Origin of the sequence: Pseudomonas sp. LABIM340 (genome assembly GCF_040017195.2) — a bacterium.
In the GTDB taxonomy this organism is placed as follows: domain Bacteria; phylum Pseudomonadota; class Gammaproteobacteria; order Pseudomonadales; family Pseudomonadaceae; genus Pseudomonas.
Map to the genome: position 1 here is coordinate 2,034,232 of NZ_CM200227.1, position 22,606 is coordinate 2,056,837.

The window sequence follows — 22,606 nt, forward strand, 5'->3', positions numbered from 1 at the left end:
TCTCTAGTGGTGAGGCACGAAGGCTGCTGCCGATTCGTTTCACCCAGTGCATCGGCCGATCCAGCCGCGACTTTAGCCCCGAATGAACCGGCGTAGCCCCCATGCCACAAGGCCTGGCGCCAGTTTTCAGGCGGTGCTGGTCACATCCTGACTGCTGGCGATGGCGGCGCGCAGCTGGTCGGTGTCCAGCGGCTTGTGCAACAGCTGGCTGCCGCTGGCGGCGGCCTCGCGCAGGCGCTCGGGGGAGGTGTCGCCGGTGATGATCAGCGCCGGCACCTTGCGCGACAGATAGCTGCGGATACGGCGCACCGCGTCGGCGCCGGTCTGGCCCTCACCCAGGCGGTAGTCGCTGAGGATCAGGTCCACCGGCGCGCGGCCAGTGTGGCTGGCCTCGATATGCCGCTGACAGGCGAGCAGGGCGCTGGTGCCGGGGTAGACGCGATGGCCCCAGACCTCCAGCAGGCTGCACAGCGCGTGCAGCACGTCGACTTCGTCCTCCACCACCATGATGCCCAGGCCGGGCCCGCGGGCGGCCGTCGGCAGCGGCAGGGGCGGAGCCTGCAACGGCGCTTCGGCCACCGGCACGCGCAGGCTGAAGCAGGTGCCCCGGCCCGCCTCGGAGGTCAGCGCCAGCGGATGCCCGAGCAGCCGCGCAGTGTGACGCACGATGGCCAGACCCAGGCCGAGCCCCTGCTTGCGGTCGCGCTCGGCGTTATGCAGCTGGACGAACTCGTCGAAGATCACTTCCTGCTGGCTGGCATGGATGCCGACGCCGGTGTCGAGCACCTGGATTTCCACCTCATCGCCACGCCGCCGACAGCCCAGCAACACGCCGCCCTTGGGCGTATAGCGGAAGGCGTTGCTCAGCAGGTTGTCGAGCACACGCTTGAGCAGCAGCGGGTCGCTGTCCACCCACAGCCGGCTGTCCTGCACACGCCAGCGCAGGTTGTGCTCGCTGGCGGTGCCGGCGAATGCCTCGCGCAGGTCGGCGAACAGCTTGTGCAGCGAGATCGGTTCGCGCGCCACCGGCACCACGCCGGCGTCCAGGCGCGAGATATCCAGCAGGCCGTTGAGCAGGTCGCTCAGGTTGCCGAGCATGGCGCGCAGGCGCGAGGCGATGTCGCGCGCCTGGCGGGCATCGACGGGGCCGCGTTCGGCGAGGGCGGAGAGCGCTCCGACGAACAGCCCGAGGGCGTGGATCGGCTGGCGCAGGTCGTGGCTGGCGGCGGCGAGGAAGCGCGTCTTGGCCTGGTCGGCGGCGCGGGCCCGGTCGCGCTGCTCGCGCAGATCCTGCACCAGTTCGGAGTTTTCCTGGCGCAGGCGGATGGTTTCGCACAGGCTGCGGTAGGTCACCCGGCTGTAGTACAGGTTGACCGCGGCAAGGCAGACGATGAAGAAGCTGTAGGTGGTGTGCTGTTCGTCGGCAATACTCAGGCAGCGCACCAGCATGGGCAACAGCATGGCGGTGAGCGCACCGATGTAGGCCGGAGGGAAGGCCGACAGCGACGGCACCGCGCCACATACCAGGCCCGTGAGCACGATGCAGGTGAAGGCGAACAACTGCGGGTCGCCATGGGCGAAGCCGGCCCAGCCCAACCATCCCCACAGCAGGCTGCTGGCCCAGGACAGCAGCGTGTTGCTCCACAACCATTTTTCTTCCCGCGTGCGCGCCGGGGCTTGCCGGAAGTACGTGCGTGCCAGGACAATCCGCCCCAGCGTGAGCGCGTAGAGCGCGACCAACCAGAAGACCATCGTCGTCGGCGACAGGGCGTTGCGGAAGATGTACAGCACCGGCAGGGGTATCACCAGGTTGGCAAAGAGCACGGCGTAGGACTGGCGGAACAAGAGATCGACCAGATCGCGCTGCTGCAGGCTGTTGTGCATATCCGAAATGCCTCAGGGAGACGAAAGATGGACGGGAAGCGCGAAATGCGGGTGGTCATCGCCGATGACCACGGCATCGTACGGGACGGCTTGCACCTGCTGCTGTCGACCCAGGACGGCATCCAGGTGGTGGGCGAGGCGGGGGACGGCATGCGCCTGCACACCCTGCTGGACGAACAGGGTGCGGACCTGCTCCTGCTCGACCTGAACATGCCCGGCCTCAACCGGCTGCAGTTCATCCACGAACTGCGCCAACGCCATCCCCGGCTGAAGATACTGGTACTCACCGCCAACACGGAAACCGCCACGGTGCGCTCGGTGCTGGACGCTGGTGTACACGGCTACCTGAGCAAGAACGATGACACCGGCGAGCTGCTCGAAGCCATCGAGGCCCTGCGCGGCGGCCGGCACTTCCTGGCGCACAGCTTGCGCGTCCTGCTGGACAGCCCGAACGCGCGCGCGCCGGTCGATGCCGACCTGCTGTCGGCCGTGGAGCTGACCAAGCGCGAGCGGCAGATTCTCATTCTCGCCGCCCAGGGGCACAGTGCGCGGGAAATCGCCGAGCACTTCAGCATCAGCCCGCTGACCGTGCGCAAGCACCGCGAGAACCTCATGCGCAAGCTCGACCTGCACAGCCCCGCAGAGCTTGCCGCCTTCGCCGTGCGCCTGGGGCTGCCCAGCGCCTGAGTCGAACCTCTGCCTTGCCTGCGTGCGCATGCGGCGCGTCCCCGTCCCATGGATGAGTCGTCCGGCAGAGACTAGCGTCCCGCACCCGGGGAAAAAATACGGCAACTGCCGTATGTGACCGGCCGCCCCCGCTGCTTAACCTTTCCCGTCACGGACCAGACGCCGCCTCGATGAGCGCCGGTCGATACCCGATCAAGGGAAGGATCACACCATGACACTGCCTGCCTACTGGGCCTCGTTCGCCGTGGCGACGCTGGCATTCGCCTGCATGCCGGGCCCGGCCATCCTCTACATGACCTCGCAGACCCTCGCCCACGGCCGCCGCGCCGGCCTGCACGCCGCGCTGGGCATTCACCTGGGTTGCTACGCACACATCTTCGCCGCCAGCGCTGGCCTCGCCGCGCTGCTGCACCACGCACCGAACCTGTACCTCACTCTGAAGCTGGCCGGCGCCGGCTATCTGATCTGGCTTGGCGGCACGATGATCTTCGGCCGGCGACACCTGGGCGCCAGTGAAGAGGAAATGGCCGAAGCACGGCCGAAGGTGCTGCGCGACAGCATCATCGTCGAGATGCTCAACCCCAAGACGGCGCTGTTCTTCCTGACCTTCCTGCCGCAGTTCGTCGACCCCTCCGCGAGCCTGCCGGTGGGGCTGCAGTTCTTCATCCTCGGGATGATCGTCAACCTGGTGTTTTCCACCGCCGACGTGCTCGCCGTGCTGTTGGCCTCGCTGATGCTTGGCGCACTGGGCAAGGGGCGCGGACAGCGGCTGATGCCGCGGGTGTGCGGTTCGATCCTGGTAGGGCTGGGAGTGATGCTGGTGGCGCGGGGCGGGCCGGTGTGACGCGGGGATCTGGAGCGGGAAGCAGAGCAGGCGCCGCCCCCGGAAAAGGGCGCGGCGCGGGCGAAGCGGATCAGTCCTCGCGGCTGGTCACTTCCACCAGGTGATAGCCGAACTGGGTCTTCACCGGACCCTGGACGACGTTCAGCGGGGCGCTGAACACGACCTGGTCGAACTCGCGAACCATCTGGCCCGGGCGGAAGGTGCCCAGGTCGCCGCCGCTGCGGCCGGACGGGCAGGTGGAGTTGTCGCGCGCCACCTGAGCGAAGTCGGCGCCGCCTTCGATGGCGGTTTTCAGTTCATTGCACTTGGCTTCGCTGGAAACCAGGATGTGACGGGCGGATGCACGGGCCATGGGATAACTCCTGAACAGGCAGTAGGAAAGGGCGAAGCCTAGCCGATTCCAGGCTCGAACCCAATGCTGTTAGCCAAGCGGTACTGCGTTCCCCTGTAGGACGGGCGGGGGCGCCTAGCCCATGCCCGCGATCGCGCGCATGGCGCGCTCCTACAAGTTAAGCCCGGCGCCGAAGCTTCGGGATATCAGGCCTTGCCGCCCAGCACTTCACTCAGGTGCTGCTGGTAGCGCTGCACATCGCCCTCGATGTTCGGGCGCTTCATCACGTCCACGCAGAGGAAGGTCGGCAGCGGGCTCATGCCCAGGAACTGGTTGGCCTTGTGGAAGGGGAAGTACACCGCGTCCACGCCCTTGCCCTCGAAGAAATCGGTCGGGTCGTCGAAGGCCTGCTGCGGCGCGTTCCAGGTGGCCGAGATCATGTACTGCTTGCCCTGCAGCAGGCCGCCGCTGCCGTACTTCTGCGAGGCGTCGGAACGGGTGCGACCGTCGTTGGCATAGAGGCTGCCGTGGCCAGCGGTGAACACCTCGTCGATGTACTGCTTGACGGTCCAGGGCGCGCCCATCCACCAGCCGGGCATCTGGTACACGATGACGTCGGCCCAGAGCATCTTCTGCACTTCTTCCTGGATGTCGTAGCCGCCGTCGATGAAGGTTTCCTTCACGTCGAAACCGGCGTGGTCCAGGTGGGCGATGGCGGCTTCATGCAGGGTTGCGTTGTAGCGGCCGTCGGAGTGGGCGAACTGTTTGCCGCCATTGATCAGCAGGATCTTTTTCATGGAGTGGGCTCCGTAAGTCAGTAATTCGATGGCGGCAGAATATCGACCGGAGCAGGGTGGAAAAACCCGCTTCCCGGCAAATGATCCGTGCGTGAGAATCAATAATGAAGAGGATTGATTTGCGTCAGGATTAGGCAATCTTTTTCGCATACAGAGTGCCCGCCCATGTACGCCTTCATCCTCCAGGCCCACACCCTTCCGGAAAAATCCCAGGCCTTCGAGGACCTGTTCCGTACCTACCTGACCCCCAGCCGCTCCGAGGAAGGCTGCCTCCAGTACCACATGCTGCGTGACGCCAGCGACCCGACGCTGTTCACCTTCTTCGAGGTCTGGCAGAGCCGCGAGCACCTGGCCATCCACTCCTCGTTGCCGCACATGCGCGAGTTCCACGAGCGGCGCATGGAGTACTTGCGCCGCGATTTCGACATCCAGGAAGTCGAGGTCATGCAGCCACGCTGACCGGCGCTCAGGCCACCACCTGGTTGCGCCCGGCTTCCTTGGCCCTGTAGAGGTTGGCGTCTGCCGCATCGATCAGCGCCTGCAGGCTGTCTGCCGGGGTATCCGAGGTGCTGGCCACGCCGATACTGAGGGTCACCACGCCGCGCTGGCTCTTTTCGTGGGGTAGCGCGGTTTCCTCCACCTCGCGGCGGATCGACTCGGCGACCCGCGCGGCGGCGGCGCTGTCGCAGCCAGGGAGGATCATCACGAACTCCTCGCCGCCGTAGCGCGCCGCGCCATCTTCCTCGCGGCGGCAGCCCTTGCGCACCAGGTGCGCGACATTGATCAGCGCCAGGTCGCCGCGCGGGTGGCCGTAGTGGTCGTTGTAGGCCTTGAACTGGTCGATATCCATCATCAGGACGGCCAGGTGGCCGTCTCCGGCGCGGCGGCGCTGCCATTCGTGCTGCGCCTTGTCATCGAACCAGCGACGGTTGTGCAGGCCGGTCAGCGGGTCGGTGTCGGCCTGGGTGCGCAGCTTGTTCTCCTTGGCGTCGCGGCGGCGCAGGTGGCGCGTCAGGCGATAGGCAAAGAAGAGGGTCGCGGCGTTGATCGCCAGCAGCAGGCCGGCGGTGATCCAGGTGCGTCCGGTCCAGGTCTGGAAGATCGCCTCGCGGCACAGTTCCACCGAGACCACCGCCGGGTAGTCGCCGATGCGCCGATAACCGCGCCAGTGGGCGCTGGCACCGCCGATATCCTCGTCGATCGCGTCAGGGCGGCCGGAGGTGACAAAGGTGTGGAAGCTGCCGCCCTCATCTTCGTGCATGGCCTGTTCCGGCGGCCACTGCGTCAGCAGGGTGCCATCGAGCAGGCGGATGGAGACCACGCCACGCTGGCCCAGGTCCAGGCCACGGACGAAGGCGTCCAGGTGATGCAGGTCCTTGATCGCCACGGCCACGCCCTGGAACTGGCCGTCCTTGCCGACGATGGCGCGGCTGAGCGCAATGCTCGGCCCCGAGCCGGGGTAGGACGGCAGGAACGGGTGGCTGAGGTAAAGATGCCCCGGGTTGTCGCGCTGCGCGGTGAAGTATTCGCGGGCCGACAGGTCGCGGCGGGTTTCGCCGGCATGGTTGAGGTCCACCAGCAACTGGCCCTGGGCGTCGGTCACCACCAGGGTGCCGGATTGCAGCGCGCCCGCCGCATGCCCCTGTACCAGTTCCTGCAGCACCTGCTGGGTCATGGCCGGTGTGCTGGGGCCGGTGATGACGTTGGCGAGGGTCTGCAGCGTCTGCGCGTGGACGTCGAGGTCGCGGTGGAATTCACGCTCCACCAGCAGCAGGGTGTTGGTGCCGCTGGCGCGGGCGTACATCAGCGCGTCCTGCTTCATCTGCAGCATGTGCCAGCCGGCCAGCAGCGAGGCGAGCACGGCGAGCAGGAAAGTCAGGGCGAAGATCCGCAGCGGTTTGAGCACGATGCCCACCTCCCGGGCGATTCAGGATTCATTCAGGTTCCTGAATTGTCCGTGCTGGCGCGCGGCCTTCAATCGCAGTCCCGGACTCCCTTGTCCTATGTCAGGCGCGCCACGATTTCTTTTGCGGCGGGGCGGGGGCAAAGGTTGCCGGGTTTTTCCGCGAAGGGAACCGGAATGCTCCGGCCGCAGCCAAATGCCGAGAAATCACGCATCATTGAGCCCTTTTCGACCTTCGGAGCCGTCCATGCCCAGCCCGTCGTTCCTCCTGCGCAGCCTGCCGCTGTCGCTCGGCCTGCTGGCCGCCGCCAATGCCGGCGCGGCCGACCAGGATCAACTGCTCGAAGCCATCAACGCCTACCGTGGCGACGTGCAGTCCTGCGGCGGCCAGGCCTCCCAGGTGCTGCCGCCGCTGTCGCCGGACCCGCGCCTGGCGCTGCCGGCTTCGGCGGGGGAATGGAAGTCTGCGCTGAACCAGGCCGGTTACCCGATGAGCAGCGTGCGCATGCTCAGCCTCACCGGCCCGCGCGACGTGACGGCGGCCATGAAGGCGCTGCAGGAAAGCTTCTGCCAGGTGCTGCTGGACCCGCAGTTCGTCGATGTCGGCATCGTCCGCGAGGGCGATGACTGGCGCGTGCTGCTCGGCCGCCCGCTGCTGCAGGGCAAGCTGGGCACCTGGGAAGCGGAAGGCCAGCAACTGCTGCAGGCGATCAACGCGGCACGCGGCAAGGGCCGCCAGTGCGGCGGCCAGGCATTCGGCCCGGCCGCTGCGCTGAGCTGGAACGCCACCCTGGGCGGCACCGCCGAAGCCCACAGCCGCGACATGGCCAACAACAACTATTTCGACCACAAGGGCCGCGACGGCAGCACGCCGGGCGACCGCGCGGAACTGGATGGCTACGCCGGCCAGCGCATCGGCGAGAACATCGCCGCCGGGCAGGGCAACGCGCAGAAGGTGGTGGACAGCTGGCTGGCCAGCCCCGGCCATTGCGCCAACCTGATGAACCCGCAGTACAGCGAGCTGGGCGCGGCCTACGCGGCGGACCCGAAAAGCGACGCGGGCATCTACTGGACGGCCATGTTCGGCTCGCCCTGAGCCGTCATCGACCGTTGTCGACGGCGTCGGCCTCGCCGCCCTGGCGCTTCACCTTCGCCGCGAGGATGGCCGACTCGACCGCCGCCAGCGTGCCCGAGGCCGCGGGAAGTTCGAGCACGCGGCTCTCGGCGAGGGTGGAGACGCGCTCGCCGCTGTCCAGGGTGAATTCCACGAACGCCAGGTGCTCCGACCAGGAGCGATAGCGCCGTACCATGAACAGGCTGTGGCGGCTGCGTACCGAGCTGATCTTCTCCAGGGCGATCTTCCGGTGGCTTTCCTGGCCGCAGAGCACCAGTTCGCCCTTGTCGATGAAGGCCGGTTCCGCCTTCGACACCCGCCGCCACTCCAAGGCGAAGCGCCCGCCGAGCAGCAGCAGGCAGAGGGGCAGGGCGGAGAACAGGGGAACGACGCCGCTGAATATCTTGATCAGCGTGAACGCGGCCATCGCCAGCAGAATCAGCAGCGTGGCGGCGCGGTAGAAATGGACGTTGTCGAACTCGGTCTGCGGCAAGAACCGGACTTCCATGTACCTGTTTCCTCGGCGACTGCAAAACATTTCCCAGCCAGACGTTTTAGCAGACCAGGGCATGCTTGCCACGCGAGGCCGGTCACGGCACGGGCGACGCGCAAAAGAAAAACCGGCGCCTGGGCGCCGGTTTTTCAGGTGACACTGCGGGAACCGGAGTCAGTTCCCGGCTGAACCTGCCACTCAGTGCGGCTGGTTCAGGGTCAGGCGCATGTGACGGTTCACATCCTTGTACAGCAGGTAGCGGAAGCGACCGGGGCCACCGGAGTAGCAGGCCTGCGGGCAGAAGGCGCGCAGCCACATGAAGTCGCCGGCTTCCACTTCGACCCAGTCCTGGTTCAGGCGGTACACCGCCTTGCCTTCCAGCACGTACAGGCCGTGCTCCATCACGTGGGTCTCGGCGAACGGAATCACGCCGCCCGGCTCGAAGTTCACGATGTTCACGTGCATGTCGTGGCGCATGTCGGCCATGTCGACGAAGCGGGTGGTGCTCCAGCGGCCTTCGGTATCCGGCATCACCCGCGGCTCGATGTCCTGCTCGTTGGTGACGAAGGCTTCGGGCAGCGGTACGCCGTCGACTTTCTGGTAGTGCTTGCGGATCCAGTGGAAGCGGGTGTGCTGGCCGCTGGTGTTGCGCACCTTGTAGTCGGCGCCCGGCGGAATGAACGCGTAGCCGCCCGGCTGCATCTTGTGCACTTCACCCTGCAGGGTCAGGGTCAGCTCGCCTTCGACGATGAACAGCACCGCTTCGGCGTTGATGTCCTGCTCGGGCTTGTCGCTGCCGCCCTGGGGCGCCAGTTCGACGATGTACTGGGCGAAGGTCTCGGCGAAGCCCGACAGCGGGCGGGCGATGACCCACATGCGCATGTTGTCCCAGAAGGGCAGGTGGCTGGTGACGATGTCACGCATCACGCCCTTGGGGATCACGGCATAGGCTTCGGTGAACATGGCGCGGTCGGTGAGCAGCTCGGTCTGTGCCGGGTGCCCGCCGTGCGGCGCGTAATAGGTGGATTTGGCCATGGGGTAATTCCTCATTGTTGTCTTGCTGCCCGGCGCGTGCGGCGCCGTGGTGAGCAATTCGTGCAGAGCGGCGCGCTGTCGGTGCGCTGGCCGTCGCTGGAAACCACGATATCCAGCGGCGAGTTCATGCACAAATTAAATGTTGGAATCCGCTGTATTCAATTTCTGAATGCGACGATGGAGACGCTCAGCCTTTCGTGTCCTGCGCCAGAACCCGCGACAGCACCCGCGCCAGCTCCTTCACCATCGGGTCCACCGCTGGCCGGTGCAGCATCGCCACCTCGAACACGTCCACCGAGGGTAGCCCGATATTCTTCGGCAGCACTGCGTGTTCCGTCGTCACCGCGCGCTGCGGCAGCAGGCCGATGCCCATGCCGTCGGCGATCGCCGACTGGATGCCGGACAGGCTCGAACTGGTGAAGCTGATGTGCCAGCGGCGGCCAATGGACTCCAGCGCGGCGATCATCTCGTCGCGGTACACCCCGCGCGGCGGGAAGGTGACGATGGGCAGCGGGTCCAGCTCGATGCAGGCGTTCTTCGCGCTATCCACCCAGCGCGTCTTCTCCGGCCAGCAGGCCACCGCCTCGCGGGCGTTCTGCCGCTGCTTGAGCAGCACCAGGTCCAACTCGCCGCGGTCATAGCTGGCGGACAGATCACGGCTCAGCCCGCTGGTGACTTCCAGCTTCACCTGCGGATAGCGGCGGTTGAACGCGGCCAGTTGCTCGGTGGTGCGCCCGGTGGCGAAGTCGTCCGGCACACCGATGCGCACCGTCAGCGCCACGGTGGCGCCGGACAGCGCCTCGACCATCTCGTCATTCAACGCCAGCAGGCGCCGGGCGTAGCCCAGCAGCGTGTCGCCCGCGTCGGTGGGCAGCACATCGCGGTTGCCGCGCTCCAGCAGGCGATGCCCGGCCATCTCCTCCAGCCGGCGAATCTTCTGGCTGACGGTGGACTGGGTCGAATGCAGGCGCGTAGCGGCCGTGGTGAAACTGCCGCAGTCGGCCACCGTGACGATGGCGCGGAGCAGGTCGAGGTCGAAGAGGCGGGTATTCGGTTTGTCACTGTCGCTCATGGCGGTATCGGGAATCTGAATGCGATACCGCTTTCTAGCAGCTCAGCCCGAGCCCCGGCAAATTACCCGGCGCTGTCGACGCTCAGAAGTCGACTGTCTTCGCCCAGGGATCGCTGACGCTGCTGCCGCGGCGGTCGCCCTTGCGGCGGTCATCTTCGAAGCGAATGGTTTGTCGTCGATCGGCGCTGCAACGGCGCTCGGTGTGGCGGGTGTCGATCTGGAACTTGGCCTTGGGCTTGGCCGGCATCGCCGCAACAGGCGCAGCGGTGGGTTCCATGGGAACCAGGCTGAGTTCGTCGATGTTCAGGTCATCGAAGTTGAAATCACTGAGGTCGAAATCGTCGTCGAGATTCATCACGCGTCGCTCCACTGCAATACCCTCAGAGGTGAGCGTAGAAGCGTAGTGGCGTTGCGCCGTATCAGCCGACGGACTGCACGTCGGACGTTTCCTTCAGTGCGATCTAGACTCCAGAAGCTGACCCTACCGGGGGAACCACACGGAGAGCGTCACCATGAAACGTCTACCGCTGTCCCTGCCGGTGCTGGCTGCTGTCGCCGCGTTGTCCGGTTGCATGAACAATGAAGAGTTCCTCGCCTCGAACCAGCAGGCCGCGATCAGTGCCACCGAATCACGGGCGAAGTTCGAGCTCAATTGCGAGTCGATCACCAGCAGCGTGCTGTCGAGCAAGGTCACCAGCGTTCGCCGCGCCATGGAGCGCACCGAGTACACCATCGGCGTGCGCGGCTGTAACAAGCAGGCGACCTACATCACTTACTGCCTGAACCCCACCACCTGCAACGCCATCGCCGATACGGCGCGGACCAGCTCGCCGTAAGTCACCTGGGATGGGGCGTTTGTGGTCCATCCTTCGGCTCAATCCAGCACCGGAAAACTTATCCTTTGGGGCAGGCCTTTTCGATTGGCGCCTGACCTTCCAGGAGGACGGGGAGCGTCAATTTTGTGTTCCCGAGCGAAACCAGTTCGTAGACGGAGAACGCGCAGTACCTTTTGCCGTTGCCTTCCGCATCCTGCCTGATGACAAGACCGACATAGGCTTCATAGTTCTTGCCTGGCTCGAACTGGAAGACCTGTTTGACGGGAGGGCAGGTCAGGTAGGTGCTGCCGTAGCTACCCGCAGCCAGCCCCAGGCTTTCCAGCAGGAACGGTGCCCCGGCGGTGACGCGGTATTCCGCAATGATTTCGGTGTACTGACCTTCTGCCATTCGCGTCGCCCCGAGATACTGGGGCATCTCGGGAGAGAGTCGTTGCGGCATGCCCAACTGGCGAGGATGCAGAGGTGCCTGGGGGTAATTGATGCTGGGTTGGCCATCGCTGAAGCGGCCGGCTTTCGCCATCCCCTTGCTGTCTTTCAGGCAGCCTGGGTAATCGGTACCTCGTACATCGCCATTTGTGATCACTCGCAGATTCGCCGTGGCGGCGGAACTTTCCGGTTCGACATAAGGAACCAGAGGTTTGGCGGAACAGGCGCCCAGTGTGAGTAATACCGGTAACAGCAGTCCTTTGAGGTGAAGCATCTGTCGGTCCTTTGACAATTCGATGAATCGGCGAATTCTACTGAATGTCTGTGTCTACGTGCTGCTTTGCAGCAATAGACGGACCGGCACGTCGCACTTCAATCCAGCCAGCTATGCCACGCCAAGCGGATCGCGCCGTCCTGCAGGGGCAGCAGGGTCAGGTTCGGGGCCTGGCGCAGGTCGGTGACCAGTTGGCTCCAGGCGGCGGAGTCGTCGCTGGGCTCGCGGCGCAGGGTGATGCCGAGGTTCTTCAGGGTGGTCGGGTCTGCCAGCAGGGCGTTCACGCGGGCGGACAGCTGGTTGTAGGTTGCGGCGTGCATGGGAGGCCTCCGGTTCGGGGTGGATGGAAAGTACTGTATGTAAATACAGTATTTCTTGTAAAGACCTGCGTGATCATCGGTAGGTTGATTTCTGAAGGACGTGAAACGGAAGGCTCTGAGACGGTGCTTGGGGTGATGGTCGGCATTTGCTCAGGGGCGCAGCCCCTGGGAGCCGTGGGTTTGAGGGGTGTCTTTTCGCTGTCGTTCTGAAAATAGAACGCTAGAAGCGAATTTTGCCGTCTGGTGGATCAAGGGTGTCGAATTTAATCTTTGTTCCATGCAGTGACGCACTGCAAACGAGTCCAAAACCTTCCGGCCCAGCCGGCACCCACTGAAAGCAAATCGAGGATTTCACCATGACCAACGCCACCTACAACCGCCTGGACAAAGACAACGCCGCCGTACTGCTGGTCGATCACCAGGCCGGTCTGCTCTCGCTGGTCCGTGACATTGATCCGGACAAGTTCAAGAACAACGTGCTGGCGCTGGGCGACCTGGCGAAGTTCTTCAACCTGCCGACCATCCTCACCACCAGCTTCGAAACCGGCCCCAACGGCCCGCTGGTTCCCGAGCTGAAAGCGCAGTTCCCGGACGCGCCGTACATCGCCCGCCCCGGCCAGATCAACGCCTGGGACAACGAGGATTTCGTGAAAGCAGTGAAGGCCACCGGCAAGAAGCAGCTGATCATCGCCGGCGTGGTGACCGAGGTCTGTGTGGCGTTCCCGGCGTTGTCGGCCCTGGCGGAAGGTTTCGATGTGTTCGTGGTGGCGGATGCGTCCGGCACCTTCAACGAGATGACCCGCGACGCCGCCTGGCGCCGGATGGAAGCGGCTGGTGCGCAGCTGATGACCTGGTTCGGCGTGGCCTGTGAGCTGCACCGCGACTGGCGCAACGATGTCGAAGGGCTGGCGGCGCTGTGCTCGAACCACATTCCGGATTACCGGAATCTGATGACCAGTTACAACGCGTTTGCTGCCGCCAAGTAAGCGGTTGCTGAAATGAAAACCGGAGCCTCTTGCGAGGCTCCGGTTTTTTATTGCGCGTTGCAGGGAACCCCCTGTAGGAGCGGGCCATGCCCGCGATCCGTCGGCAGGGCCGACGCCTATCCTCGTTCCATTGTTTGGGTTGTGCTGCGTTGTCCTAGGTGTTCCAGCGCCGCTTAGGTGTGCGCTCGGGATTCGTGTTTCGCCCCCTCGGGCGAGTCACTTTGGCAAACGCCCCAAAGTAACCAAAGGTCTTGCCCCGGACATCCGGTTTTTCGCTTAGGCGAAAAATTCCCTCGTTGAATCGAAGTTTCAGGGGCCCGCCGCGAAGGGCCATCCCTGGCCCATCGCGGCTCTCGCGACATCCATGTCGCTCAACCCCAGAAACTCCAATTCAACGAGGCCTCCTGAACGGGGCAGGCCGGAGTGCGCTGGTATTTCTCTGGAAGCCTTTAGAGCCAGAGCCAGAGCCGGGGATTGGCAGGTTTGGCTTTTCGTAGGAGCGAGCTTGCTCGCGAACCATCCCCGCGCCGACGTACCAGCTTTCGTAGGAGCGGACCTTGTCCGCGATTGGAGTTTCCATCCACGCCGAAGCCACGGCGAAGCACAAACGTAGGATGGCGTGGAGCGCAGCGATACCCATCGATTGCTGTGCGCGGGGCAGCATGGGTATCGCAAGCTCCACCCATCCTACAAAACTCCTCAACGCCGCTGCACTGGCTTTGGCTCTTGCAAGTCTTCCAGCGATACAACCGCACGCGCCGAAATGCCCCTTTCAGGAGGCCGAAGGTGATCGGAGTTTCAGGGGCCGAGCGACATGGATGTCGCGAGAGCGTTGCCGGGCCAGGGATGGCCCGTCAACGCGGGCCCCTGAAACTCCGAAGAACCGAGGGTACTTTTCGCGAAGCGAAAAGCCGGATGGCAGGGGCAAGCCCTTTGGTTACTTTCTGGCGTTTGAGAAAGTAACTCGCCCGAGGGGGCGAAACACGAAGCCTGCGCGCACGCCGAAGCGGCGCAGAAACACCTATTCCGAAGCAACTGACCAACACCAGCGCAGAAGCAGACGCCGGCCCTGCCGGCGGATCGCGGGCATGGCCCGCTCCTACACTGAGCGTCGAAGGGGAAAGCAGAGCGATGGGTATCGCTCCGCTCCACACCATCCTACGTCTTGCTCTCCGGCCCGAGGCTCAGCTCGGGCCAGTTCTGGTAGGGCACCCAGGTCACGCCCTGCCACTTCAACACCGACAACGTCGTCGTCCCCCTCAGGACCTCCCGTCTCGGCTCGCCAGCATCCAGCCGATGCTGGTCCCGCAACGCCGGAATCACATGCAACGACAACCATTGCCGCACGCTGCGATTCTCCGGATGGAAGTAGTGAATCAGCGCCGCATACACCGCCGATTCGCTGATCAGCAGTTCATCGACGTAATCGCCGCTGCCATCGCGCACCCAGGCGCGGCGGAACTGGTCGTCGTCCAGGTTGCGCTCCACGCGCTCGGCCAGCCATGGAACGCCGATCAGCCGGCCCAGGTCGTGGGCGCAGAACCAGCACTGGCGTTCCAGCAGCACGGCGCGCAGCAGGCGCTTGTGGCGGATGAATTCGGTGGGGATGAGGAACTCTTCAGACATGGCGCACCTCCGGGAAGGAGGGCGAAGAGGGCGGGTACAGCGAAGCGCCTTCGGGGCGAAGGCTGGGGGTGACAGGCATTTCCATTACCTCTACGTGATGTGGCCAGCTTTCTTAGGGCTGGGTGCCGGGAGCTAAGAAACCCCACGTAGAGGGCCGGACGTATTCCCCTTTCGGGTCTTGTATTAGCCCACTCCCGACGTCGCAGAGGTTTTTCGAGGACGAATGAAACCGGCGTGCTCGAAAAAGCCGCTTAACTTTCGGGAGCGGTCTGGCCGCTACGTGACAGGCGTTTCTTAGGCGCCGGGCGCGAGGTTATTGGATGGCGCCTTCATAGGTCAAGCGGCCTGCGCATTATTTGCCCTCGACCAATTAAACTCTTCTTGAAAGAGTAATTTGCTTTCCTTGCTTCTCATCAGATGGGAAAAATAAGATTGATCTTCTGTCTTTCGCCAGAAATCCCAAGAGTTCCATGGGTACGTTAGGAGAGAAACCTAGGAGCGAGGATGCAGTCTCCGGAGTTTCTCTAGTGCGTGTGTATGTCCCACGGAGAGAGTTTCCGTTGGTTGTTGTTGATATTTTATGTGTAAATTTTTGCTCTTTATCGAGAGTTTTCTCGGTGGACTCCCATGTGAATGTGGTTTTGTTGTTTGTTGAGTGGGCTTGTACTGTTGTGGTGTCGTTGACCCAGTCGCCGTCCCATGAGAAGTTCTTTTCTGAAGTGGAGAAGTATGAGTCACCATACTTGACTAATTCTCTGTCGAATGAGCTTGATTTTTCGATTACTTTTTTCCATTGATCCTCCTCGTCTGCTTGCTTTGATTTTAGGGATTGTAGAGCTCCGCCAATGTTCTTGTGTGGATCAGTTTGTTGAAGTGCTTGCTTTATTAAATTGTCAGCTTCTACATAAAAGCCGTTTTGTATGTAGAGTGACGCTAGGTTTGACATCGCAAGCGATGAGTTCTTTTCTACGGATCGCTTGTAAAATTCGACCTGTGTTCCGGAACATTTTAGCTCGCCTGCACATACCCCTATATTGTTTAGGGCGGCAGAGTGGTCAGGGTCGATTTTTAATAATTTCTGATAAATTGATGGGGATGAGAATTTTAAATCAGTGTTGCTAAGTGCATAAGCTGCATCAAAGAGTTTGTCCTTATCCCCAGGTGCATATTCAGCAGAAAGACGAAGTGCTAGTGCGCTGTCGTAAGGGGCCGAATCTTTAGAGATTTCCGAGATTGTCCTGTAAACGCTGGATTTCTGCTCTTGAGTTTCACATATTGAAATGCAGTCTCGCAGAGTTTTCTGTGCCTCGGAAATATCACCGAGCTTATGAAGTGTCTTTCCTAGATTTGTTTTGTATTTGATTGAGAGTTCTATGTTGGATGTTTCATTTATGGATGCTTGCCACAAATTCCTTTCGCTTTCATAGTCGGATATTTCGGAAAGGCAGAATCCTAATATTGTCGCGGACTGATCTCGCTGTGTTTCTGTCCTGCTATTTTCATGGATCTCCTTTATCTCGATAAGAATTTGAGGTTCTTTGTATCTTGCATACACGAAATAAAGATAATCAAGTCGATTCTTGTAGCGGTTTTCTGCTATGTTTTCGCTTTCTTGGGTTTTTTCGTAGATTGATTGAGCCCGGTCTTTGTCATCCTGTTCAAGTGCATTGTATACGTCAAGTATCCAGTATGATTCGCCTTCGGTCTTGGGGGTAGGAAGTGTGCTTGTGCTGGTGAGTTCGTTTATTTCAGGAGGGAGTGAAACTTGAACGTCGTCAGATGGTGGCTCTTTGGCTCCTGGTGGGATAGCCGCTTCCACGGCTCCTGAAGCAGACCCAAATGAGAAATTAAATTTTGTTAGTCGCTCAAATATATTGGCGATGCTTCTTCTTGTTATTAGGATCAACGTAATTGAAAATATAGGCCATGCATTGGTTGTTAGGAAGTTTAGGAGGATTTTTAATGCTTCTAGGTAAATGCTTTCTTGTGTCATGCTTGCTGCCCTATAAATAAAAAGCCCCGCACAAAGGCGGGGCTTTTGTCTTTCTATCACTGCCCCAAAAATCCATTTCGGTCTACAGCGTTTCTAATGGTCTTGACTTGCGGTGGTGCTACTACTTCCGTCAGTCCCAGCTCAGCGCGCCGCCGGTCTGGTACTCGATCACGCGGGTCTCGAAGAAGTTCTTTTCCTTCTTGAGGTCCATGATTTCGCTCATCCACGGGAACGGGTTGCTGGTGCCCGGGTATTCCTCTTTGAGGCCGATCTGGGTCAGGCGGCGGTTGGCGATGAACTTGAGGTAGTCCTCCATCATCGCGGCGTTCATGCCCAGTACGCCGCGCGGCATGGTGTCGCGAGCGTATTCGATCTCCAGCTGGGTGCCCTGGAGGATCATCTGGGTGGCCTCGTCCTTCATCTGGGCATCCCACAGGTGCGGGTTTTCGATCTTGATCTGGTTGATCACGTCGATGCCGAAGTTCAGGTGCATGGATTCGTCGCGCAGGATGTACTGGAACTGCTCGGCGGTGCCGGTCATCTTGTTGCGGCGGCCCATGGAGAGGATCTGGGTGAAGCCGCAGTAGAAGAAGATGCCTTCCAGGACGCAGTAGTAGGCGATCAGGTTGCGCAGGAACTGGCGGTCGGTCTCCGGAGTACCGGTTTCGAACTTCGGATCGGAGATCGAGCGGGTGTACTTGAGGCCCCAGGACGCCTTCTTAGCGACCGAAGGAATCTCGTGGTACATGTTGAAGATTTCGCCCTCGTCCATGCCCAGCGACTCGATGCAGTACTGGTAGGCGTGGGTGTGGATCGCTTCTTCGAAGGCTTGGCGCAGGATGTACTGGCGGCACTCGGGGTTGGTGATCAGGCGGTAAACGGCCAGCACCAGGTTGTTGGCGACCAGGGAGTCGGCGGTGGAGAAGAAGCCGAGGTTGCGCATGACGATGCGGCGCTCGTCTTCGCTGAGGCCGTCCTTGCTCTTCCACAGGGCAATGTCGGCGTTCATGTTCACTTCCTGGGGCATCCAGTGGTTGGCGCAACCATCCAGATACTTCTGCCAGGCCCAGTCGTACTTGAAGGGTACGAGCTGGTTGAGGTCGGCGCGGGCGTTGATCATCTGCTTGTCGCCGACTTGTACGCGGGCGGCGGAGCCTTCGAGATCGTCCAGGCCTTCCTGGATGTCCAGGGCGTCGAGGGCCTGCTTGGCGCGGGCGACGGCGTCGGAGTCGTCGGCGGATACGGCGCGCGCTTCTTCGACGGAGCCGGCGGCGTCGGCGTCGAGTTTGTCAGCGTTCTGCGCGGCGGCCTGGGCGACGGCCGGGGCGGCCTTGGCTTCGGTGGCGTCTTCTTTGTCGAATTCGTCCCAGCTCAGCATGGGTCCTCTCCTGTTCTGGATGGCCGTTCTAGGGCGGCCTGATGTCTGGTGGCGTGTGGTGCACGCTAAGAGCTTGTGCGTCTTCCGTCCTGCGCGGTGCGCGGCGGAGGAGGCTGTTGTTCGGTCGGGCTGAGGGGCCTTGAAGAGCCCCTCTCCCTAGCCCTCTCCCTGAAGGGAGAGGGGACTTTGAAGCTGCGGAGTTCTGGCGGTGCCTCGGAGCGTTCCGAGGCACCGCTTACCCCCTTACTGGCAGGCTTCGCAGTCCGGGTTGTCGATGGAGCAAGCTTGCGGGACCGGAGCCGGCTGCGGTTCGGCGGCGGCGGCTTGCAGGCCTTCGTTGCCACCAGCGGACACGGCGTTGAGCTTGCCGGTGTTGATGGTGGACTTCTCGGTGCTGGTAGCGGCCAGGGCACGGAGGTAGTAGGTGGTCTTCAGACCACGGAACCAGGCCATGCGGTAGGTCACGTCCAGCTTCTTGCCCGAGGCGCCGGCGATGTAGAGGTTCAGGGACTGGGCCTGATCGATCCACTTCTGGCGGCGGCTGGCGGCGTCGACGATCCACTTGGTCTCGACTTCGAAGGCGGTGGCGTACAGGTCTTTCAGGTCTTGCGGGATGCGCTCGATCTGCTGCACGGAGCCGTCGTAGTACTTCAGGTCGTTGACCATGACCGGGTCCCACAGGCCGCGCACTTTCAGGTCGCGAACCAGGTAGGGGTTGATCACGGTGAATTCGCCGGAGAGGTTCGATTTCACGTACAGGTTCTGGTAGGTCGGCTCGATGGACTGCGATACGCCGGTGATGTTGGCGATGGTCGCGGTCGGCGCAATGGCCATGATGTTCGAGTTACGGATGCCTTTCTGTACGCGGGCACGTACCGGAGCCCAGTCGAGGGATTCGGTCAGGTCGACGTCGATGTACTTCTGGCCACGGGCTTCGATGAGGATCTGCTGGGAGTCCAGCGGCAGGATGCCCTTGGACCACAGGGAGCCGTCGAAGGTCTCGTAGGCGCCACGCTCGTCGGCCAGGTCACAGGAAGCCTGGATGGCGAAGTAGCTCACCGCTTCCATGGACTTGTCGGCGAACTCGATGGCCGCGTCGGAACCGTAGGCGATGTGCTGCAGGTACAGGGCGTCCTGGAAGCCCATGATGCCGAGGCCTACCGGGCGGTGCTTGAGGTTCGAGTTGCGAGCCTGCGGGACCGAGTAGTAGTTGATGTCGATAACGTTATCGAGCATGCGCACGGCGGTCTTCACGGTCTTCTCGAGCTTGGCGGTGTCCAGCTTGCCGTCGACGATGTGGTTGACCAGGTTGATCGAGCCCAGGTTGCAGACCGCGATCTCGTCCTTGTTGGTGTTCAGGGTGATCTCGGTGCACAGGTTCGAGCTGTGGACCACGCCCACGTGCTGCTGCGGGCTGCGCAGGTTGCACGGGTCCTTGAAGGTCAGCCACGGGTGGCCGGTCTCGAAGAGCATGGAGAGCATCTTGCGCCACAGGTCTTTGGCCTGGACGACCTTGAACACCTTGATCTTGTTGTACTCGGTCAGGGCTTCGTAATACTCGTAGCGCTCTTCGAAGGCCTTGCCGGTCAGATCGTGCAGGTCCGGAACTTCGGACGGGGAGAACAGGGTCCACTTGCCGTCGTCGAAGACGCGCTTCATGAACAGGTCCGGAATCCAGTTCGCGGTGTTCATGTCGTGGGTGCGGCGACGGTCGTCACCGGTGTTCTTGCGCAGCTCGAGGAATTCCTCGATGTCCAGGTGCCAGGTTTCCAGGTAGGCGCAGACGGCGCCCTTGCGCTTGCCACCCTGGTTGACGGCGACGGCGGTGTCGTTCACCACTTTGAGGAACGGAACCACGCCCTGGGACTTGCCGTTGGTGCCCTTGATGTAGGAGCCCAGCGCGCGGACCGGGGTCCAGTCGTTGCCCAGGCCGCCTGCGAATTTGGACAGCATGGCGTTGTCGTGGATGGCGTTGTAGATGCCCGACAGGTCGTCCGGAACGGTGGTCAGGTAGCAGCTGGAGAGCTGCGGACGCAGGGTGCCGGCGTTGAACAGGGTCGGGGTCGACGACATGTAGTCGAACGAGGAGAGCAGGTTGTAGAACTCGATGGCGCGAGCTTCACGGTCCTTCTCTTCGATGGCCAGGCCCATGGCCACGCGCATGAAGAAGACCTGCGGCAGTTCGAAACGGACGCCGTCCTTGTGGATGAAGTAGCGGTCGTACAGGGTCTGCAGGCCGAGGTAGGTGAACTGCTGGTCGCGCTCGTGGTTGATCGCGGCGCCCAGTTTGGCCAGGTCGTACCCTTTGAGCTTGCTGTCGATCAGCTCGAACTCGGAGCCTTTCTCTACATAGGCAACCAGGGCCTGCGCATAGAGGTCAGCCATCTCGTGGTGAGTGGCGCTCTCGGCGACGCCCAGGAAGCCCAGGGCTTCGGCGCGCAGGGTGTCCATCAGCAGGCGGGCGGTGACGTAGGAGTAGTTCGGCTCGCGCTCGACCAGGGTACGGGCAGTCATCACCAGGGCGGTGTTGACGTCCTTCTCGGCCACGCCGTCGTACAGGTTCTTCAGGGTCTCGCGTTCGATCAGGGCGCCATCGACTTCGGCCAGGCCTTCGCAGGCCTCGCGGATGATGGTCTGCAGGCGGCCCATGTCCAGCGGCTGGGTGCTGCCGTCGGCCTTGGTGATGCGGATGCTCGGGTGCGGCTGGGCGATGTCGCTGGCGACGCCGGCGGTCTTGCGCTCGTTGGCACGGGCTTCGCGGTAGATCACGTAGTCGCGGGCGACTTTCTGTTCGCCGGCGCGCATCAGGGACAGTTCGACCTGGTCCTGGATTTCTTCGATGTGGATGGTGCCACCGGAGGGCATGCGGCGCTTGAAGGTCGCGGTGACCTGTTCGGTCAGGCGGCGCACGGTCTCATGGATGCGCGACGAGGCGGCGGCGGTGCCGCCTTCCACGGCGAGGAACGCCTTGGTGATGGCTACGGTGATCTTGTCATCGGTGTAGGGAACTACGGTGCCGTTGCGCTTGATCACGCGCAGCTGGCCGGGCGCAGTGGCAGCCAGATCCTGAGCGGATTCGGCGGCCGTGGGCGCTGCGGCCTGCGGGTTCTCGCGAGTGGTGTCGATTTGCATGGGTGGTTGTCTCCACGTTCTCGTAATTTGGTGTGTTGCTGACGCCGGGGCGCCGTTGCGAAATAAAGAGCAAAAAGAGCAGTCGCCCGCGATTGCAGCCGCAAGCTGGAATTCTTCTGGAACAGGGGGAATGACCCGAAGCGCCTCCCTGGCCCAACTCGGGTGCCGGCTTTACGGGCCGGGACCACAATACCTAGTGGTGTTGAACGTTACGTTGCAACACCCGTACCGCATTTCCATCGACATGAATCGCTCCTTGCGGGCGGGGCCGCCTGGCACATCAGACCGTCTGGAATACGTTGTGGTGGAACCGGAGGAGCCGTGGAACAGGCTCGGGATTTCGACTTTCTTCTTGTGTCCGGTTCGCTGCTGCAACCCCAAGATGTAGGGGTATACCGCAACGGGGATACAAGATAATGCGCTAAGGGGGTGTTTGCAAGGCGGGGTGACGGGGAAAAGCTGTGGATAAAATGTGCATGGAATGTGGGTGAAGCGGGGTAACTCGCGCTATCCCTGATGCTGACTGCCTTTCACCGTTCGTCGTGGTTGGTGAGAGAATTTTCACACGCGTCAGGGGCGCTGCGCGGGGAGGAACACTACCACAATATGTAGTGTTTCTGGCGCAGCAGCCCTTGACCTTTTCGCGCAATGCCTGTTTACGCCGTTGGCGTGCGGCGGCGCTGGCAATCTGGCTACAATGCCGGCCGCTTTTGCGGGCTCTCTATAGTAAGGGGGCTCGTGCTCGCTCATGGCGCATCAGGAGGCAAGGTGGAACAAGAAGCGCGCATTCTCATCGTCGAGGACGACCAGCGACTGGCCGAGTTGACCCAGGATTACCTGGAGAGCAACGGCCTGGCGGTGTCCATCGAGTCCCACGGCGGCAAGGCGGTGGAACGGGTGCTGGCCGAACGGCCGGACCTGGTGGTGCTCGACCTGATGCTGCCGGGTGAGGATGGGCTGTCCATCTGCAAGCGCCTGCGCCCGGACTATGACGGCCCGATCCTGATGCTCACCGCGCGTACCGACGACATGGACCAGGTGCAGGGCCTGGAGATGGGCGCCGACGACTATGTGTGCAAGCCGGTGCGCCCGCGCGTGCTGTTGGCGCGCATCCGCGCCCTGCTGCGCCGCAGCGAGCCGGCCGAGGCGGCGCCGGCGGTAGGTGGCAAGCGCCTGACCTTCGGCAAGCTGGTGATCGACAACGCCATGCGCGAGGCCTGGCTGGACGAGCAGACCATCGAGCTGACCAGCGCCGAGTTCGACCTGCTCTGGCTGCTGGCGGCCAACGCCGGGCGGATTCTCTCCCGCGAGGAAATCTTCAATTCCCTGCGCGGCATCGAGTACGACGGCCAGGACCGCTCCATCGACGTGCGCATCTCGCGCATCCGCCCGAAGATCGGCGACGACCCGATGCACCCGCGCCTGATCAAGACGGTGCGCAGCAAGGGCTACCTGTTCGTCGGGGAACTCTGAGC

At 62.6% G+C, this 22,606-nt stretch carries 21 protein-coding genes; 7 read left to right on the forward strand and 14 right to left on the reverse strand.

From position 1 onward, the window contains the following. Positions 1-126: 126 nt before the first annotated feature. Entirely contained in the window at positions 127-1,884 is a 1,758-nt protein-coding gene (locus tag ABKS89_RS09565) for a hybrid sensor histidine kinase/response regulator (RefSeq protein WP_348589488.1), read from the reverse strand. A gap of 27 nt (positions 1,885-1,911) precedes the next feature. On the opposite strand from ABKS89_RS09565, the gene ABKS89_RS09570 reads away from it, so the two are divergent. Both ABKS89_RS09570 and ABKS89_RS09575 read left to right on the forward strand, forming a co-directional pair. Beyond that, the gene (locus ABKS89_RS09570; protein ID WP_348589487.1) at positions 1,912-2,571 is read left to right on the forward strand and encodes a response regulator; all 660 of its coding nucleotides are present in this window, start codon (positions 1,912-1,914) and stop codon (positions 2,569-2,571) included. A 211-nt stretch (positions 2,572-2,782) separates the two neighbouring features. After that, positions 2,783-3,415 carry a LysE family translocator gene (locus ABKS89_RS09575; protein ID WP_348589485.1) on the forward strand — a complete coding sequence of 211 codons (633 nt, stop codon included), beginning with the start codon at positions 2,783-2,785 and terminating at the stop codon, positions 3,413-3,415. 70 nt (positions 3,416-3,485) lie between these two features. On the opposite strand, the gene ABKS89_RS09580 is transcribed toward ABKS89_RS09575, so the two are convergent. Next, the gene (locus tag ABKS89_RS09580) at positions 3,486-3,767 is read right to left on the reverse strand and encodes a peptidylprolyl isomerase (RefSeq protein WP_017516439.1); all 282 of its coding nucleotides are present in this window, start codon (positions 3,765-3,767) and stop codon (positions 3,486-3,488) included. A 185-nt stretch (positions 3,768-3,952) separates the two neighbouring features. Then, positions 3,953-4,543 (reverse strand): NADPH:quinone oxidoreductase MdaB, encoded by a 591-nt coding sequence (gene mdaB, locus ABKS89_RS09585; RefSeq protein WP_138212832.1) that lies wholly within the window; start codon positions 4,541-4,543, stop codon positions 3,953-3,955. Between the two features lie 165 nt (positions 4,544-4,708). Here mdaB and ABKS89_RS09590 point away from each other — a divergent pair, with 165 nt between their 5' ends. Continuing rightward, on the forward strand, positions 4,709-5,002 hold the full coding sequence (locus ABKS89_RS09590; protein WP_348589484.1) for a putative quinol monooxygenase: 294 nt from the start codon (positions 4,709-4,711) through the stop codon (positions 5,000-5,002). Between the two features lie 7 nt (positions 5,003-5,009). Here the strand turns inward: ABKS89_RS09590 and ABKS89_RS09595 are convergent, their stop codons facing one another. Next, positions 5,010-6,449 (reverse strand): sensor domain-containing diguanylate cyclase, encoded by a 1,440-nt coding sequence (locus ABKS89_RS09595; RefSeq protein WP_348589483.1) that lies wholly within the window; start codon positions 6,447-6,449, stop codon positions 5,010-5,012. Between the two features lie 244 nt (positions 6,450-6,693). On the opposite strand from ABKS89_RS09595, the gene ABKS89_RS09600 reads away from it, so the two are divergent. Beyond that, positions 6,694-7,542: a CAP domain-containing protein gene (locus ABKS89_RS09600; protein ID WP_192432031.1), complete on the forward strand. Its 849-nt coding sequence runs from the start codon at positions 6,694-6,696 to the stop codon at positions 7,540-7,542. A 4-nt stretch (positions 7,543-7,546) separates the two neighbouring features. On the opposite strand, the gene ABKS89_RS09605 is transcribed toward ABKS89_RS09600, so the two are convergent. The 4 genes from ABKS89_RS09605 to ABKS89_RS09620 form a co-directional block, all read right to left on the reverse strand. Next, the gene (locus tag ABKS89_RS09605; RefSeq protein WP_348589482.1) at positions 7,547-8,068 is read right to left on the reverse strand and encodes a hypothetical protein; all 522 of its coding nucleotides are present in this window, start codon (positions 8,066-8,068) and stop codon (positions 7,547-7,549) included. Between the two features lie 183 nt (positions 8,069-8,251). After that, positions 8,252-9,088, reverse strand: coding sequence for a bifunctional allantoicase/(S)-ureidoglycine aminohydrolase (locus ABKS89_RS09610; protein WP_138212837.1), 837 nt, complete (start codon positions 9,086-9,088; stop codon positions 8,252-8,254). Between the two features lie 187 nt (positions 9,089-9,275). Continuing rightward, a complete protein-coding gene (locus tag ABKS89_RS09615) occupies positions 9,276-10,160 on the reverse strand; it encodes a LysR family transcriptional regulator (RefSeq protein ID WP_138212838.1) in 885 nt (294 codons plus the stop codon). A gap of 82 nt (positions 10,161-10,242) precedes the next feature. Continuing rightward, positions 10,243-10,515, reverse strand: a complete 273-nt coding sequence (locus ABKS89_RS09620) for a hypothetical protein (protein WP_138212839.1) — start codon at positions 10,513-10,515, stop codon at positions 10,243-10,245. Positions 10,516-10,672: 157 nt separating this feature from the next. On the opposite strand from ABKS89_RS09620, the gene ABKS89_RS09625 reads away from it, so the two are divergent. Continuing rightward, on the forward strand, positions 10,673-10,996 hold the full coding sequence (locus tag ABKS89_RS09625; RefSeq protein ID WP_138212840.1) for a hypothetical protein: 324 nt from the start codon (positions 10,673-10,675) through the stop codon (positions 10,994-10,996). Between the two features lie 58 nt (positions 10,997-11,054). Here the strand turns inward: ABKS89_RS09625 and ABKS89_RS09630 are convergent, their stop codons facing one another. Both ABKS89_RS09630 and ABKS89_RS09635 read right to left on the reverse strand, forming a co-directional pair. Then, on the reverse strand, positions 11,055-11,696 hold the full coding sequence (locus ABKS89_RS09630) for an amidase (RefSeq protein WP_348589481.1): 642 nt from the start codon (positions 11,694-11,696) through the stop codon (positions 11,055-11,057). Positions 11,697-11,794: 98 nt separating this feature from the next. Continuing rightward, positions 11,795-12,016 carry a DUF1654 domain-containing protein gene (locus ABKS89_RS09635; protein ID WP_024763117.1) on the reverse strand — a complete coding sequence of 74 codons (222 nt, stop codon included), beginning with the start codon at positions 12,014-12,016 and terminating at the stop codon, positions 11,795-11,797. Between the two features lie 356 nt (positions 12,017-12,372). On the opposite strand from ABKS89_RS09635, the gene ycaC reads away from it, so the two are divergent. Beyond that, positions 12,373-13,002 (forward strand): isochorismate family cysteine hydrolase YcaC, encoded by a 630-nt coding sequence (gene ycaC / locus ABKS89_RS09640; protein WP_192404027.1) that lies wholly within the window; start codon positions 12,373-12,375, stop codon positions 13,000-13,002. Between the two features lie 1,158 nt (positions 13,003-14,160). Here ycaC and ABKS89_RS09645 read toward each other — a convergent pair. The 4 genes from ABKS89_RS09645 to ABKS89_RS09660 form a co-directional block, all read right to left on the reverse strand. Next, positions 14,161-14,628: a BRO-N domain-containing protein gene (locus ABKS89_RS09645; protein ID WP_348589479.1), complete on the reverse strand. Its 468-nt coding sequence runs from the start codon at positions 14,626-14,628 to the stop codon at positions 14,161-14,163. Between the two features lie 370 nt (positions 14,629-14,998). Continuing rightward, positions 14,999-16,621 (reverse strand): tetratricopeptide repeat protein, encoded by a 1,623-nt coding sequence (locus ABKS89_RS09650; RefSeq protein WP_348589478.1) that lies wholly within the window; start codon positions 16,619-16,621, stop codon positions 14,999-15,001. Positions 16,622-16,751: 130 nt separating this feature from the next. Next, the gene (locus ABKS89_RS09655) at positions 16,752-17,999 is read right to left on the reverse strand and encodes a ribonucleotide-diphosphate reductase subunit beta (protein WP_081518061.1); all 1,248 of its coding nucleotides are present in this window, start codon (positions 17,997-17,999) and stop codon (positions 16,752-16,754) included. A 243-nt stretch (positions 18,000-18,242) separates the two neighbouring features. Continuing rightward, positions 18,243-21,131, reverse strand: coding sequence for a ribonucleoside-diphosphate reductase subunit alpha (locus ABKS89_RS09660; protein WP_348589477.1), 2,889 nt, complete (start codon positions 21,129-21,131; stop codon positions 18,243-18,245). Positions 21,132-21,899: 768 nt separating this feature from the next. Between ABKS89_RS09660 and ABKS89_RS09665 the strand changes: the two genes are divergently transcribed. Beyond that, a complete protein-coding gene (locus ABKS89_RS09665) occupies positions 21,900-22,604 on the forward strand; it encodes a response regulator (RefSeq protein WP_348589476.1) in 705 nt (234 codons plus the stop codon). The last annotated feature ends 2 nt before the right edge of the window (positions 22,605-22,606 follow it).